Genomic DNA, 13,229 nt, shown 5'->3' with positions numbered 1-13,229 from the left:
TGAACCCGCTTAGTGATAGGCGGGTTTGAGTTCTTATAATATTGTTTATAAAGAGTTATAAACTTTTAACGCATCTTTTAGTATTTCTACTGAACGAATTAAATCTTCTTTCTTTAATACATAGGCAATGCGTACTTCTTTTAACCCTAAACCTTGGGTAGAGTAGAAACCTTCGGCTGGAGCAATCATTACTGTTTCGCCATTCTTGTCGTAAGATTCTAATAGCCAACGTGCAAAATCATCAGCATTGTCAACAGGTAACTTTGCTATGCAGTAGAATGCACCACTAGGAACTCCAACTTCTACGCCTTCAATTTTGTTTAACTCTTCGACTAAAGTGTCTCTACGGCTTTTGTATTCTATAGTTACTTCATCAAAGTAGCTTTGTGGTGTGTCTAGAGCTGCTTCGCTGGCAATTTGTGCAAATGTAGGCGGTGATAAACGTGCTTGTGCAAACTTCATAGCTGCTTCCATTACGTCTTTGTTTTTGGATACTATGCAACCGATACGAGCACCACACATACTGAAACGTTTGGAAACTGAGTCAATCATGATAGCGTTTTGTTCAATTCCTTCGATGTTTAAAACTGAATAGTGTTTTTCGTTTACGTCATAAATGAACTCTCTGTAGACTTCATCAGCAATTAGGAATAAATCGTGTTTTTTTACAATCTCTGCCAAAAGCACAATTTCGTTATAGGTATATAGTCTTCCTGTAGGGTTACCAGGATTACAGATTAGGATAGCCTTTGTCTTTGGTGTTATTAATTTTTCAAATTCTGAAATAGGAGGTAACTCAAAATTGTTTTCTAAAGATGTTGTTACTGGAACGACCGTTACTCCAGATGCTGTAGAAAAGCCATTGTAGTTGGCATAGAATGGCTCGGGAATAATGATTTCTTCGCCTTGGTCTAAAGCAGTACCAATAGCAAAAAGTAGTGCTTCAGAACCACCTGTTGTAATGATGATATCTTCGGTTTCTACTGGTAATCCATGAGTTTTATAGTAGGCAGAAAGTTTCTTGCGATAGCTTTCAAAACCCGCAGAATGGCTGTATTCTAATACGGTAATATCAGTATTTTTTACTGCGTTTATAGCTACTTCAGGAGTTTTAATATCAGGTTGCCCAATATTTAAATGATATACTTTGTGACCTTTCTTTTTAGCCATTTCAGCAAATGGAACTAGCTTTCTAATAGGTGATTCAGGCATCCATTGCCCTTTTTTGGATATTCTTGGCATGATTTCAAATTTTGTAACCGCAAATTTGCGATATTTTTAGCGTTTAAAAAAATCATTTTATTGCTTTAATAATTGTTAATAGTGTAAAATATTATAGATTTATTGCTAATTTTATAAAAAAACACCCGAATGCGAATTTTTATACTCTCATTTTTTCTATTCCTTGCTGTTTTTCCTTCTTTTTCTCAAGATGGATTTCAGATAAAAGGGGATAAGTGTAAAGTAACTATTCCTTTTAAACTTATTAATAATTTAATTTTTGTTCCAATAAAACTAAATGGAGAAGAATTAACTTTTCTTTTAGATACTGGTGTAGAAGAAACTGTATTGTTTAGTTTAAATGTTGATAGTGAAGTAGAATTGAATAATATTGAAGTGATAAAATTGAAGGGTCTAGGTGATAGTGAATCTATTGATGGATATAAATCATCACATAATGAATTATCTGTTAAGCAATTTTTTGATAAAGATCATATAGTTTACATTGTTCTTGATCAAGAATTTAATTTTTCTTCGCATGTTGGTATACCTGTTAATGGAATTATAGGATATCATTTTTTTAAAAACCATTTTATACAAATTGACTATCAAAAAAAACATCTCATAATTTTTAACAATAAATATATGAAGAAAGAAAAGCTCATAAAAAGATACAGAAAAGACTCTATTTCGTTAGAGTTAAGGAAACCATATCTTTATGAAAATATATCAAGCAAAGGAGTAAAAAAGCACTCTAAACTTTTAATTGATACAGGAAACAGTGATGCTGTATGGATATTTAACCATGAAAAAGCGGAAGTTCCTTTGCCCGATATTTTTTTAGAAGACTTTTTAGGAAGGGGATTTAACGGAAATGTTTACGGAAAAAGGGCAAGAATAGATTATGTTGAATTTGGTGGACATAATTTTGAAAATGCTTTAACTAACTTTGCAGATTCAACATCAACTAAAAGCGTAACTTTTGTAAATAACAGGGTTGGCTCTATTGGAGGTGAAATTTTATCGAGATTTAATTTGTTTTTTGATTATAGAAATAATGCTATTTATACTCAGCCAAATAAAAAAATTGACGATCTTTTTAATTTTAATATGAGTGGAATTGAAGTGGAACATGCTGGATTAGAATGGATAAAGGAAGTTGAGAATAAATCTAGCGATGGTATTTCAATTTTTATAGATTCTGATGGTAAAAACGCTTATAATAATCAAGGGAGAAAGGAAAATAATGCTCAATTTAGATTGATTCCAATATTTAAAATTTTTAGCGTTCGTCAAAATTCCGAAGCAGAAAAAGCAGGTTTAAAAAAAGGAGATAGAATCTTAAAAATTGATGGTAGAAGTGTAGAACGTTTTACTATTCAAAAAATTCATGAGTTGCTAAGATCTGAAGAAGGAAGAGTAGTTGAAATGGTTATTGAGCGAAATGGAATGGAACGATTGATAAGGTTTAAACTTAAAAAAATACTATAAAAAAAGTCCCAATTTGGGACTTTTTTGTTTATTGCATCATCGGACTTTTGCTTTTCTTTTCGAGTAGGTTTTCTACAGGTTTTGTCACTACTTCACCTTTTATTTTTAATGGCACTCGACCTTCGTCATAATTCACTGCATTAGTTTCAATAGTAATGGTTTTGCGGATTGGTCCAAGGTTCATGTTGTATTTTACCTCAATCTTTCCGGTTCCACCTGGTGGAATAGGTTCTTTTGAAAAACTTGGTACTGTACATCCACAAGTACTTTTGGCATCAAGAATGATTAACGGAGCATTACCGGTGTTTGTGAACACAAAACTTCTCAGACCATTATCATCTTCTTTGTTTACGGTTCCATAGTCTAGTGTATTGTCTTTATCTTTAAATTCAATTTTTGGGCCATCTTGGGCAAAAATAAATCCCGATAAAAGTATCATAAAAATAAGTATAGATTTTTTCATATTTTCTAGATTTAGTTATGTAAAATTAGTTTGTTTAAATTAATACGCAAAAAATAACATCTTAATTTTTTCTAAAGTCTTTATTAATTACTTTTGCAAATCAAATTACAAAAAGCATACCATACTAATCTTTAAGTGTGTGTTGTTGTTTATTTGTAAATAAATAATTGAATAAACAAATTATCAAGACATGTTAATTCCTGCACAATTTAACGCAAAAGAAGCTGAGCAAAAATGGTATGACTACTGGATGAAGAATGATTATTTTACTTCTAAACCAGATAATAGAACTCCATATACTATAGTAATTCCACCACCTAATGTGACTGGAGTTTTGCACATGGGACATATGTTGAATAATACAATTCAGGATGTGTTGATTCGTCGTGCTCGATTGAAAGGATTCAATGCTTGTTGGGTTCCAGGTACTGACCATGCTTCTATTGCTACTGAGGCTAAAGTTGTTGCTAAATTAAAAAAAGAAGGTATCAACAAAAGTGATTTAACTAGAGAAGAATTCTTGAAACATGCCTATGATTGGACTGAAAAATATGGAGGTACAATTTTAGAGCAACTAAAACAATTGGGCTGTTCTTGTGATTGGAGTAGAACTAAGTTTACAATGGATGAAGATATGAGTGCTTCGGTAATTCGTTCGTTTGTTGATTTGTATAATAAAGGAATGATTTACCGTGGTTACAGAATGGTAAATTGGGATCCGGAAGCTAAAACTACATTGTCTGACGAAGAAGTAATTTATGAAGAACGTCAGGGAAAATTATATCATTTAAAGTATCAAATTGAAGGATCAAACGAGTTTGTAACCATTGCAACTACACGTCCTGAAACGATTCTTGGAGATACAGCTATTTGTATTCATCCTGATGATGAACGATATGTACATTTAAAAGGCAAAAGCGCTATTGTTCCTATTTGTAATAGAGTAATTCCAATTATTTTTGATGAATATGTTGATATGGAATTTGGAACAGGATGTTTAAAAGTTACGCCTGCTCATGATGTTAATGATAAAGAATTGGGCGAAAAACATAACTTAGAAATTATTGATATTTTTAATGAAGATGCTACTTTAAATTCATATGGTTTGCATTATCAAGGAAAAGACCGATTTGTTGTTCGCGAGGACATTGCTATAGAATTAGAAGCTATTGGTGCTTTAACTAAAGTTGAAAATCACGTTAATAAAGTTGGAACTTCTGAGAGAACAAAAGCGGTTATCGAACCAAGATTGTCTGATCAATGGTTTTTAAAAATGGATACTTTGGTAAAACCTGCTTTAAAAGCAGTTTTAGAAACCGAAGAAATCAAATTATATCCTAATCGTTTCAACAATACCTATCGTCATTGGTTAGAAAATATCAGAGATTGGAATATTTCGCGCCAACTTTGGTGGGGACAACAAATTCCTGCATATTATTATGGCGATGGAAAAGAAGATTTTGTGGTTGCCGAAAATAGTGACGATGCTTTAGAATTAGCAAAAAAAGCAACCAATAATCAGGATTTAACTAAATTTGATTTAAAACAAGATGCTGATGCTTTAGATACTTGGTTTTCATCATGGTTGTGGCCAATAGCAGTTTTTGGAGGAATTCTTGAACCAGAAAATGAAGATTTTAAATATTACTATCCAACTAACGATTTAGTAACTGGACCAGATATTTTATTCTTTTGGGTTGCCCGAATGATTTTTGCAGGTTATGAATATACAGGTAAAAAACCGTTCAATAATGTTTATCTAACAGGTTTAGTTCGTGATAAGCAAAGAAGAAAAATGTCTAAATCACTTGGAAATTCTCCAGAACCATTAGAGTTAATTGAAAAATTTGGTGCTGATGGTGTTCGTGTTGGACTTTTGCTGAGTGCTTCTGCAGGAAACGATATTATGTTTGATGAAGAGTTGTGTAACAATGGAAAATCGTTTGCTAATAAAATTTGGAATGCTTTCCGATTGATTAAAGGTTTTGAAGTTGCAGATATATCACAACCTGAAAGCTCCAAAGTAGCTATAGAATGGTATGAAGCTAAATTGCAAAAGACATTAACCGAAATTGAAGATCATTTTGAAAAATATAGACTTTCAGATGCTTTAATGGCGATCTATAAATTGGTTTGGGATGATTTCTGCTCATGGTTTTTAGAAATGATAAAACCGGGTTACCAACAACCAATTGATAAAACGACCTTTGATAAAGCAATTGAAATGCTTGAGAATAATTTGAAATTATTACATCCGTTCATGCCGTTTTTGACCGAAGAAATTTGGCAACATATTGAAGACAGAACTCCAGCCGAAGCTTTAATTATTTCAAAATGGCCAGAGTCAAAAGCATTTAATGAACAATTAATTGCTGATTTTGATTTTGCTGCCGAAGTAATTTCAGGTATCAGAACCATCAGAAAAGAGAAAAACATTTCGTTTAAGGATTCCATTGATTTAAAAGTAATCAATAACGAAAATAGTTCAGCTTATTTTGACTCTGTAATTTTAAAACTTGGAAATGTAGTTAGCTTAGAATACATCAAAGAAGCTGTTGACGGAGCTTTAACATTTAGAGCTAAATCAAATGAATATTTTATTCCGGTTTCTGGAAGTATAGATGTTGCTGCAGAAATTGCCAAACTAACTGAAGAATTGAAATACACTCAAGGTTTCTTGCGAAGTGTCCAAGGAAAACTATCCAATGAAAAATTTGTATCTGGTGCGCCAGCTCAAGTAATTGAAAATGAGCGTAAAAAAGAAGCCGATGCGTTAGCCAAGATTGCTACTATTGAGCAAAGTTTGAAAAGTTTACAATAAAAAAATCCTCTCAATTTGAGAGGATTTTTTGTTTTCAATATTCCTGTGTATTAAAATTGCTCTCTTCCAGCAAAATGGAATGCACCTTCGATAGCAGCATTTTCGTCGCTATCTGAACCGTGAACTGCATTTTCTCCCATAGAAGTTGCATATTTTTTACGGATAGTTCCTTCAGCAGCGTTAGCTGGATTTGTAGCTCCAATTAATGTTCTGAAATCTTCAACCGCATTTTCTTTTTCTAATATAGCCGCTACAATTGGACCACGCGTCATAAATTCAACTAATTCACCATAAAAAGGTCTTTCAGCGTGAACTGCATAAAATTCTTTAGCGTCAGCTACTGTAAGTTGAGTTAATTTCATTGCTACAATTCTGAAACCACCTTCAGTAATCATATTTAATATTCCACCGATGTGTCCGTTTTCTACAGCATCAGGCTTAATCATGGTAAAAGTTCTATTTGTTGCCATTTTTTTGTTTTGTATTTTTTAATTCGGGTGCAAAAGTAGTGTTTTTTAAACGATAAGCAAGTACAACTATAAAGTAATTATAGTAAAATTTGCTTCTAAAGGTTTCAAGTTTTGAAGCAATTTTTGAATTATATCGTTTCCTGATTCCTTATAGAATTCAGAGAAATTCAGCTTGCGTTCTTGTAACGATTGATTTGGGAATAATTCATTTTGAAGATGTTTTATTCGCTCTAATTGTTCCTGATGAATTCTTTTCTCGGCTTTTAATAATCTTTTTTCAAGATTTTCTAAACCTTTTATTTGTTTTACCTCTTGTGCCTTTACTGCTCCAATAAAAGATTTGTCGGTTGCTTCGGCAATTTTATATAAATCTGCGAATTGTTGTTTTAGAAATTCTTTTTGAGTAGAAAAATCAATTTCAACGGTTGATAATTCTTTTGTTTTTTGATTAATCAAATCATTTTGTTTGCTAAATAAATCTTTCATTGAAAGTTTTAATTTTTCAGCTTTCTTCAATTGTTTTTCGTTTATAATGAGAACAGAATTTCTAACCAATAATATTGGAAAAGGAATTCCAAAAGCTTTAAAATTTGATTTTAATTCTAACCAATATGCAATTTCTCCACCACCACCAATGTAACATAGATTTGGTAAAATCACTTCTTGATACAATGGTCTTAAAATTACGTTTGGACTAAATTTTTCTGGATGATTTTCAAGTTCAGTACTAAGTTCTTTCTCAGAAAATGAAATTGAAGTATTTAAAACTTTAAAAATTCCTTTATCATTTACAATACGTTCTCTAAGATTATCTTCAATGTAAAAAAGATTGAGTTCTCTTGGATTTACCTGAATATTATAATCTTTTAAAAATTCAGAGGTTTCTATCACTTTAGAAAAAGAAGTCTGTTCTAAAAGTTCCTTTTTAGCGAAAGGAACAAACAGTTTTTTTAAGGCAGTCGAATCACCATCAATAATAACTAAACCTTCTTTTTTAAACAGTTCGTTTGCAATAAATCGTGTTGAAGCAGCAAGATTTTTATGTTCTAAGTAACCATTTCTGAAAACATTTTTTAAATATTCGGCATTTTTTCCAATGCCAATTTCCTGTTCAAAAATTTGATAAACTGCTTCTAAACTATCTGTTGAAAGTCTTCCAACAGGACCAAAACTTTCTTTATTCCAACGGATTTTTTTATCATGCAATTGAAAATGATTGATTTCTTCAAAATCATGATCTTCAGTTGCCATCCAATATATTGGCACAAAATTATGGTTTGGATAAACGGTTTTTAACTCTTTACAAAGATTGATAACCGAAATAATTTTATACAAGAAATACAACGGACCAGTAAATAAATTGAGTTGATGTCCAGTAGTTATTGTAAAAGTATTTGAATCTTTTAGTAAACTAATATTGTTTGAAGTTACTTTAGAAACTTCAAATCCTTTGTATTGATGATTCAATTCATTAAAAAGAATATTTCTGGTTTCTTCAGAAAAACTATTTTGTTTCTCTTCAATCTGGAGTTTAAAATTTTCAAGTTTTGGAAAACGATGATATAATTGTTTCAGCTCTGGTTTTTCATCTAAATAATCACAAATTAATTTAGTGAAATAACCTGAATTTTGATAACTAATACAATCGGGTTCAATCATTTTGAAATTCTTATGGGGTTGTGATTATTTTTCCAAAAATAAAATCGTTGCCAAGATTAAAAGTGCTGTTTCCTTTTTTCAACGATACATTTTTTAAATGAATGGTGTGTTGAAAGGAAGTACCAAAAGTAGTTGTGGTTACTTCAACAATTCCGCTTGTTCCAGCTACACCATCAACCGCATTCCATTGTTGATTTAATGTTGGAGTCGTTGGTGTTGGAGTTGTACAGAAATATTCATTATTGATAGTTCCACTAAATAATCTATAACTTATAGTGTTGGAAGCATCAATTAAAACAGTTCTTGGAGTTGTGGTTACTTCATTTGCAAATAAAGTTGAAAAATTTGATGGATTGAACGTTAATACTTCACTTGTGCCAAAATTATAAACTGATTCAGAGCAAGTGCTTTTTTGACCGCTTTCTTCATCAAAATTTAAAGGTAAATTAGTTACAGTTGTATTATAATTTCCGAAAATATAGGTTTCATAGGTCTGAATTCCTGTTGGTTTTTGAAAGGTAATATCTTTAAAAACTATATAATGTTTATAACCAGTAATTTTTGTTGCGCCAGTTGTTGTATTTGTAGTTTTTATAGCGGTCGATGTAATTTGAATTGTGCCTGAAGTTGCAGTCCATTCTTCTAAAACGTTCGGAGTTGCGCTTGGAACTGTTGGACAGATGTTGTCTTGAGTAACGTTTCCATTATATTGTCTGTAAGTAACTTTAACTGTACTTGAAATTTGTACTGTTCTTGGAGTATCAACAGGTGTTTCATCATTTAAAAAATTGGTTTCTAAAGGAATTTCAATAAATAAAATTTCAGAATCTTTAATTTTATATATTACATCTTTACTATTACATTTTTGGGCAGTTACATCTGCAAAATCAATGTTTTCTACTTGTAAATCACCATCATCACAAGCGTTTATTAAAAAAATTAAAGTTACAATACTTAGTATTCGTTTCATTATTAGTACAATTTTATAGCAAAAATATAGTTTTTTATGGCAATTAAGAATCTTTTATCATTTATTTAGGAAGCTTACTTTTATATTTGCACTATGCAAAAAATATATTTAGATAACGCAGCTACTACACCAATTCGTCAAGAAGTTATTGATGAAATGGTGCGAGTAATGCAAACAGAATATGGAAATCCTTCGTCAACACATAGTATTGGTAGAAGTTCTAAAGCTATTGTAGAAAGTTCTAGAAAAATTATTGCCAAGCATTTAAATTGTTCAGCACAAGAAATTATCTTTACTTCAAGTGCAACTGAAGCATCCAACTGGATTTTGAAAAGTTGTGTGAAAGATTTAGGAATAAAAAGAATTGTTTCTTCAAAAATAGAGCATCACGCAACGCTTTACACTATACAAGCATTAGAGAATGAATTTGATGTTAAAGTTGAGTATATTAATATTCTTCCAAACGGTAATTTAGATTACACTCATTTGGAGAATTTATTTGCTTCCAACGATAAAACATTGGTTTCATTAATGCATGTTAATAATGAAATTGGTGTTGTAAATGATATTAAACGAATTGGTGATTTGTGTCAACAAAATAATGCTTTGTTTCATTGCGATACTGTCCAGTCTATTGGAAAAATGGTTATTGATTTACAAGAATTGAATATAGATTTCTTGGTCTCTAGTGCGCATAAATTTCATGGTCCAAAAGGAATTGGGTTTGCTTACATCAATAAAAAAAATGTTTTACAACCATTACTTTTTGGAGGTGAACAAGAAAAAGGTTGGCGCGCAGGAACTGAAGCGGTACATCAAATTGCAGGTTTGTCTAAAGCTTTAGATTTATCGTTTCAAAATATTGAAAATGAAGCTAAATACGTTTTAGAATTAAAGCAGTATTGTTGGGGTAAATTAAAAAATAATTTTCCAGAAATTAAAGAAAACGGAGAAAATACATTTTATAATATTTTAAATGTTTTGCTGCCTTTCACAGAGGAGAAAACCGCTATGATTCTTTTTAATTTGGACATTAAAGGAATTGCAGTTTCTCGTGGAAGCGCATGTCAAAGTGGAAGTGTAAAGCCTTCGCATGTTTTGGCACAAATGTTGAGAGATGATGATTTAAAAAAACCAAGTTTACGCATTTCGTTTAGTCATTATAACACGAAAGAAGAAATAGATGTTTTTATTAAAGAGTTGAAAGAGATTTAAATAACATAAAATAATAGATATGAAGAAAATTGCTTGTTTTGTTTTAGTAGCATTTGGGCTTTCTCTAAACATGGTAGCCCAAAAGAAAGGTGATATAGAAGCTGGATTTAACATTGGATATAACAGTTCAAGCGTTTCAGATTCTCGAAATACATCCGATTCTGGTAATGGTTTTAACATTGGTGGTTCATTAGATTTTTATTTGTCTAATACTTGGAGTATAAAAACAAAATTAATTTATGATCAAAAAGGATGGAATAATGATGTATACTATGATGCTAATAGCGGAAATCAATATGCTACAGATTATAATCTAAACTATCTTACAGTGCCAGTTATGGCAAATTGGCATTTTGGAAACACAAGAAACTGGTATTTGAATTTTGGTCCATATGTTGGTTTTCTTTTAAATGCAAAAGATGCTAGGTTTAATAATGATGTTACAGATTTTTTTAATAATACAGATTTTGGATTGGCGTTTGGAGTTGGTGTAAAAATACCGGTTTCTGATAAAGTTAAACTATTCTTTGAGTTTGAAGGTCAAGGTGGATTTACAGATATTTTAAAATACCAAAACAATTACGACTACTCGGCAGTAACCAATAGTAGAGGAAGTTTTAATTTTGGAGTTAATTTTTTGCTTAAGTAGCTTACTGCAAATAATAAAAAAAGTCCCGAATCCGGGACTTTTTTTTATTTTACTAAAACATAATATTGCCAAGGCTTCAGTTCAAAAACATCGTCGCCATTCAAAGTAATTTTCTCTTCCGAAAATAGTTCAGTGTAGGTTCCTTTTTGATTTTTAGAATTTAGCTTTACAGTAGTTGGTTTATCACTATAATTGATGATGGTAACCACTTTGTCATTATCTTTTGTACGCGAAAAAGAAATTACTTGGTCTAATTTATCATTAAATATTCTAACCATAACGCCACCTTCTTTTCCATTCCAAAGCGCTTGATTTTGATGTTTTAAGTCAAATATTTTTTTATATAAATTTTCATAAGGCATTTTACTCCAATCAATCAAATCTTTATCAAAAAACTTCAACGAACGGTTTAATCCAGCTTCTTGTCCGCCATAAACCAAAGGCATTCCGTTAACCGTACCACACAAAACCATAGAAGCTTCCAATCCGTCACCAAAATTAGTAACCATATTTCCTTCCCATGAATTTTTATCATGATTGTCGGTAAAAGTCATTCGGTAACCATCGCGAGGAAATGTGCTTACATCGTGAGCCATATATTCTACCAGACTGGCAATACTTTTTTTGTCACGAGTTACCGCAGTCATCTTATCCCAAAGTGTCCAAGAATACGTCATGTCAAACGCATTTTTTAGCAAATCTTTCGATTCCCATTCAGCAAGCATAAAAACAGGTTTTACAGCATCCATTTCTGCACGAGCATTATCCCAAAAATCAGTTGGCAAAAAACCTGCGGTATCACATCGATAGCCATCGATGTTAAAATCTTTTACCCAATACACTAAAGCTTCGGTCATGTATTTTCGAATACCTGGTTGTTCATAATCAAAGTCAATCACATCATCCCAATCATACCAAGGTGTTGGTTGAAAATTTCCGTCTTCGGTTTTGGTATACCATTCTGGATGTTCTTTTGCCAACGGATTATCCCAAGATGAATGATTGGCAACCCAATCTACAATGACATACATTCCCATACTGTGAATTTTGTCAATCAAATGTTTAAAATCTTCTTTGGTTCCAAACTCAGGATTGATACCATAATAATCTTTCACCGAGTAGTAACTTCCCAATGTTCCTTTTCTTTTCTCAACACCAATTGGGTGAATTGGCATCAACCAAATGATGTCAATTCCCATGTTTTTAATTCTTGGTAAATGACTTTCAAAAGCTTTAAATGTTCCTTCGGGTGTAAATTGGCGCACATTCACTTCATAAATTGTAGCGTTTTTACTCCAATCAGGGTGTTTTAGTTCTACAAATTCTTTGGGTTGGTATCTTGAATCGTTGTTTGCTTCTTTTTTGTCTTTGATGCAGCTTGAAAATACTATAGATAAAAAGAAAATAGAGTAGAAGGTAATTGGTTTCATAATAGTTTGGCTTTTAGTGAACTAAATGTAATAAAAAAAACCGAAACAAAAGTTTCGGTTTATATTATCTTCTTTATTACTCTCAATCGGTGTGTATGTCTGTTTTGTTCTGCGTTGTAAATCCCTAAATGGTCTAAGCGGTCAATTCTAACTTTACCGCTAGCGTGAATGATATAATTGTTTTCCATCATGATACCAACGTGTATGATGTTGCCTTCTTCGTTATCAAAAAAAGCCAAATCACCAGGTTCGCTTTCTTCAATAAAACTTAAAGCTTCGCCTTGTGTGGCTTGTTGCGAAGCATCACGCAGTAAGTTGTAACCATTCAGTTTATAAACCATTTGTGTAAAACCAGAGCAATCAATACCAAAAGGTGTTTTTCCACCCCAAAGATAAGGAGCATTCAAGTACATGAAAGATGTTTTAACAATTTCTGACTTAGGTTTTATACCGCTTACTCGCAATCCTTCAAATTCAAAATTTTCAATATTAATATCGTCATGATTCAAAAAAGACAACGAAGCACCCAATGGAATGGGTATTAAAGTATTCTTAGTATTGGTGACATATTCTACCAAATCAGAATTTAAAATAATACCATCTTTTGATAAATCATTAAAGTTTTTTTCTGAAATAACTTGGTATTGTTTTGAATCTACCCAACCTTCGTAGTCATCAAAATGCAATTTGATTTTAGCCCATTGTTTTTGCTGTTCCAAAATTTCAAAATGTTCCCCAAATAAGACTTGAGAAACAATTTCGCTTCTGTCACTAGGTTCAGCTCTTAAAGGAATAATAGCAAGATTACAAATGGCAAACATTCAGTATCAATTATGAATT

The 13,229-nt window shown here is 31.6% G+C and carries 11 protein-coding genes; 4 read left to right on the top strand and 7 right to left on the bottom strand.

Going from position 1 to position 13,229, the window contains the following annotated elements:
- Positions 1 to 45: 45 nt before the first annotated feature.
- Positions 46 to 1,242, bottom strand: coding sequence for a pyridoxal phosphate-dependent aminotransferase (locus RN605_RS03525; protein WP_313322271.1), 1,197 nt, complete (start codon positions 1,240 to 1,242; stop codon positions 46 to 48).
- 129 nt (positions 1,243 to 1,371) lie between these two features.
- Between RN605_RS03525 and RN605_RS03520 the strand changes: the two genes are divergently transcribed.
- Positions 1,372 to 2,712, top strand: coding sequence for a PDZ domain-containing protein (locus RN605_RS03520; RefSeq protein ID WP_313322269.1), 1,341 nt, complete (start codon positions 1,372 to 1,374; stop codon positions 2,710 to 2,712).
- A gap of 28 nt (positions 2,713 to 2,740) precedes the next feature.
- Here RN605_RS03520 and RN605_RS03515 read toward each other — a convergent pair whose 3' ends face one another.
- Positions 2,741 to 3,175, bottom strand: coding sequence for a DUF1573 domain-containing protein (locus RN605_RS03515; RefSeq protein WP_313322268.1), 435 nt, complete (start codon positions 3,173 to 3,175; stop codon positions 2,741 to 2,743).
- A gap of 190 nt (positions 3,176 to 3,365) precedes the next feature.
- Here RN605_RS03515 and RN605_RS03510 point away from each other — a divergent pair, with 190 nt between their 5' ends.
- Positions 3,366 to 5,996, top strand: a complete 2,631-nt coding sequence (locus RN605_RS03510; RefSeq protein ID WP_313322267.1) for a valine--tRNA ligase — start codon at positions 3,366 to 3,368, stop codon at positions 5,994 to 5,996.
- Positions 5,997 to 6,046: 50 nt separating this feature from the next.
- On the opposite strand, the gene RN605_RS03505 is transcribed toward RN605_RS03510, so the two are convergent.
- The 3 genes from RN605_RS03505 to RN605_RS03495 form a co-directional block, all read right to left on the bottom strand.
- The gene (locus tag RN605_RS03505; protein WP_313322265.1) at positions 6,047 to 6,466 is read right to left on the bottom strand and encodes a nucleoside-diphosphate kinase; all 420 of its coding nucleotides are present in this window, start codon (positions 6,464 to 6,466) and stop codon (positions 6,047 to 6,049) included.
- A 66-nt stretch (positions 6,467 to 6,532) separates the two neighbouring features.
- Positions 6,533 to 8,122 (bottom strand): bacillithiol biosynthesis cysteine-adding enzyme BshC, encoded by a 1,590-nt coding sequence (gene bshC / locus RN605_RS03500; RefSeq protein WP_313325783.1) that lies wholly within the window; start codon positions 8,120 to 8,122, stop codon positions 6,533 to 6,535.
- A 13-nt stretch (positions 8,123 to 8,135) separates the two neighbouring features.
- Positions 8,136 to 9,095, bottom strand: coding sequence for a hypothetical protein (locus RN605_RS03495; RefSeq protein ID WP_313322263.1), 960 nt, complete (start codon positions 9,093 to 9,095; stop codon positions 8,136 to 8,138).
- A 93-nt stretch (positions 9,096 to 9,188) separates the two neighbouring features.
- Here RN605_RS03495 and RN605_RS03490 point away from each other — a divergent pair, with 93 nt between their 5' ends.
- Both RN605_RS03490 and RN605_RS03485 read left to right on the top strand, forming a co-directional pair.
- Positions 9,189 to 10,310: a cysteine desulfurase family protein gene (locus RN605_RS03490; RefSeq protein ID WP_313322261.1), complete on the top strand. Its 1,122-nt coding sequence runs from the start codon at positions 9,189 to 9,191 to the stop codon at positions 10,308 to 10,310.
- A gap of 19 nt (positions 10,311 to 10,329) precedes the next feature.
- Positions 10,330 to 10,959 (top strand): porin family protein, encoded by a 630-nt coding sequence (locus RN605_RS03485; protein ID WP_313322259.1) that lies wholly within the window; start codon positions 10,330 to 10,332, stop codon positions 10,957 to 10,959.
- 44 nt (positions 10,960 to 11,003) lie between these two features.
- Here the strand turns inward: RN605_RS03485 and RN605_RS03480 are convergent, their stop codons facing one another.
- Complete coding sequence (locus RN605_RS03480; RefSeq protein ID WP_313322257.1) at positions 11,004 to 12,389, bottom strand: alpha-amylase family glycosyl hydrolase; 1,386 nt, start codon at positions 12,387 to 12,389, stop codon at positions 11,004 to 11,006.
- A gap of 59 nt (positions 12,390 to 12,448) precedes the next feature.
- On the bottom strand, positions 12,449 to 13,210 hold the full coding sequence (locus tag RN605_RS03475) for a C40 family peptidase (RefSeq protein WP_313322255.1): 762 nt from the start codon (positions 13,208 to 13,210) through the stop codon (positions 12,449 to 12,451).
- Between the last annotated feature and the right edge of the window lie 19 nt (positions 13,211 to 13,229).

Origin of the sequence: Flavobacterium sp. PMTSA4, assembly GCF_032098525.1 — a bacterium.
Classification (GTDB): domain Bacteria; phylum Bacteroidota; class Bacteroidia; order Flavobacteriales; family Flavobacteriaceae; genus Flavobacterium; species Flavobacterium capsici.
This window is presented reverse-complemented; position numbering and strand designations above follow the sequence as displayed.

Excerpts from the sequence above, each read along its gene's own strand:
- RN605_RS03510 (WP_313322267.1), top strand. The coding sequence starts at position 3,366 with ATGTTAATTCCTGCACAATTTAACGCAAAAGAAGCTGAGCAAAAATGG.
- RN605_RS03515 (WP_313322268.1), bottom strand. The coding sequence starts at position 3,175 with ATGAAAAAATCTATACTTATTTTTATGATACTTTTATCGGGATTTATT.
- RN605_RS03520 (WP_313322269.1), top strand. The coding sequence starts at position 1,372 with ATGCGAATTTTTATACTCTCATTTTTTCTATTCCTTGCTGTTTTTCCT.
- RN605_RS03485 (WP_313322259.1), top strand. The coding sequence starts at position 10,330 with ATGAAGAAAATTGCTTGTTTTGTTTTAGTAGCATTTGGGCTTTCTCTA.
- RN605_RS03525 (WP_313322271.1), bottom strand. The coding sequence starts at position 1,242 with ATGCCAAGAATATCCAAAAAAGGGCAATGGATGCCTGAATCACCTATT.
- RN605_RS03505 (WP_313322265.1), bottom strand. The coding sequence starts at position 6,466 with ATGGCAACAAATAGAACTTTTACCATGATTAAGCCTGATGCTGTAGAA.
- RN605_RS03490 (WP_313322261.1), top strand. The coding sequence starts at position 9,189 with ATGCAAAAAATATATTTAGATAACGCAGCTACTACACCAATTCGTCAA.
- RN605_RS03475 (WP_313322255.1), bottom strand. The coding sequence starts at position 13,210 with ATGTTTGCCATTTGTAATCTTGCTATTATTCCTTTAAGAGCTGAACCT.
- RN605_RS03480 (WP_313322257.1), bottom strand. The coding sequence starts at position 12,389 with ATGAAACCAATTACCTTCTACTCTATTTTCTTTTTATCTATAGTATTT.
- RN605_RS03495 (WP_313322263.1), bottom strand. The coding sequence starts at position 9,095 with ATGAAACGAATACTAAGTATTGTAACTTTAATTTTTTTAATAAACGCT.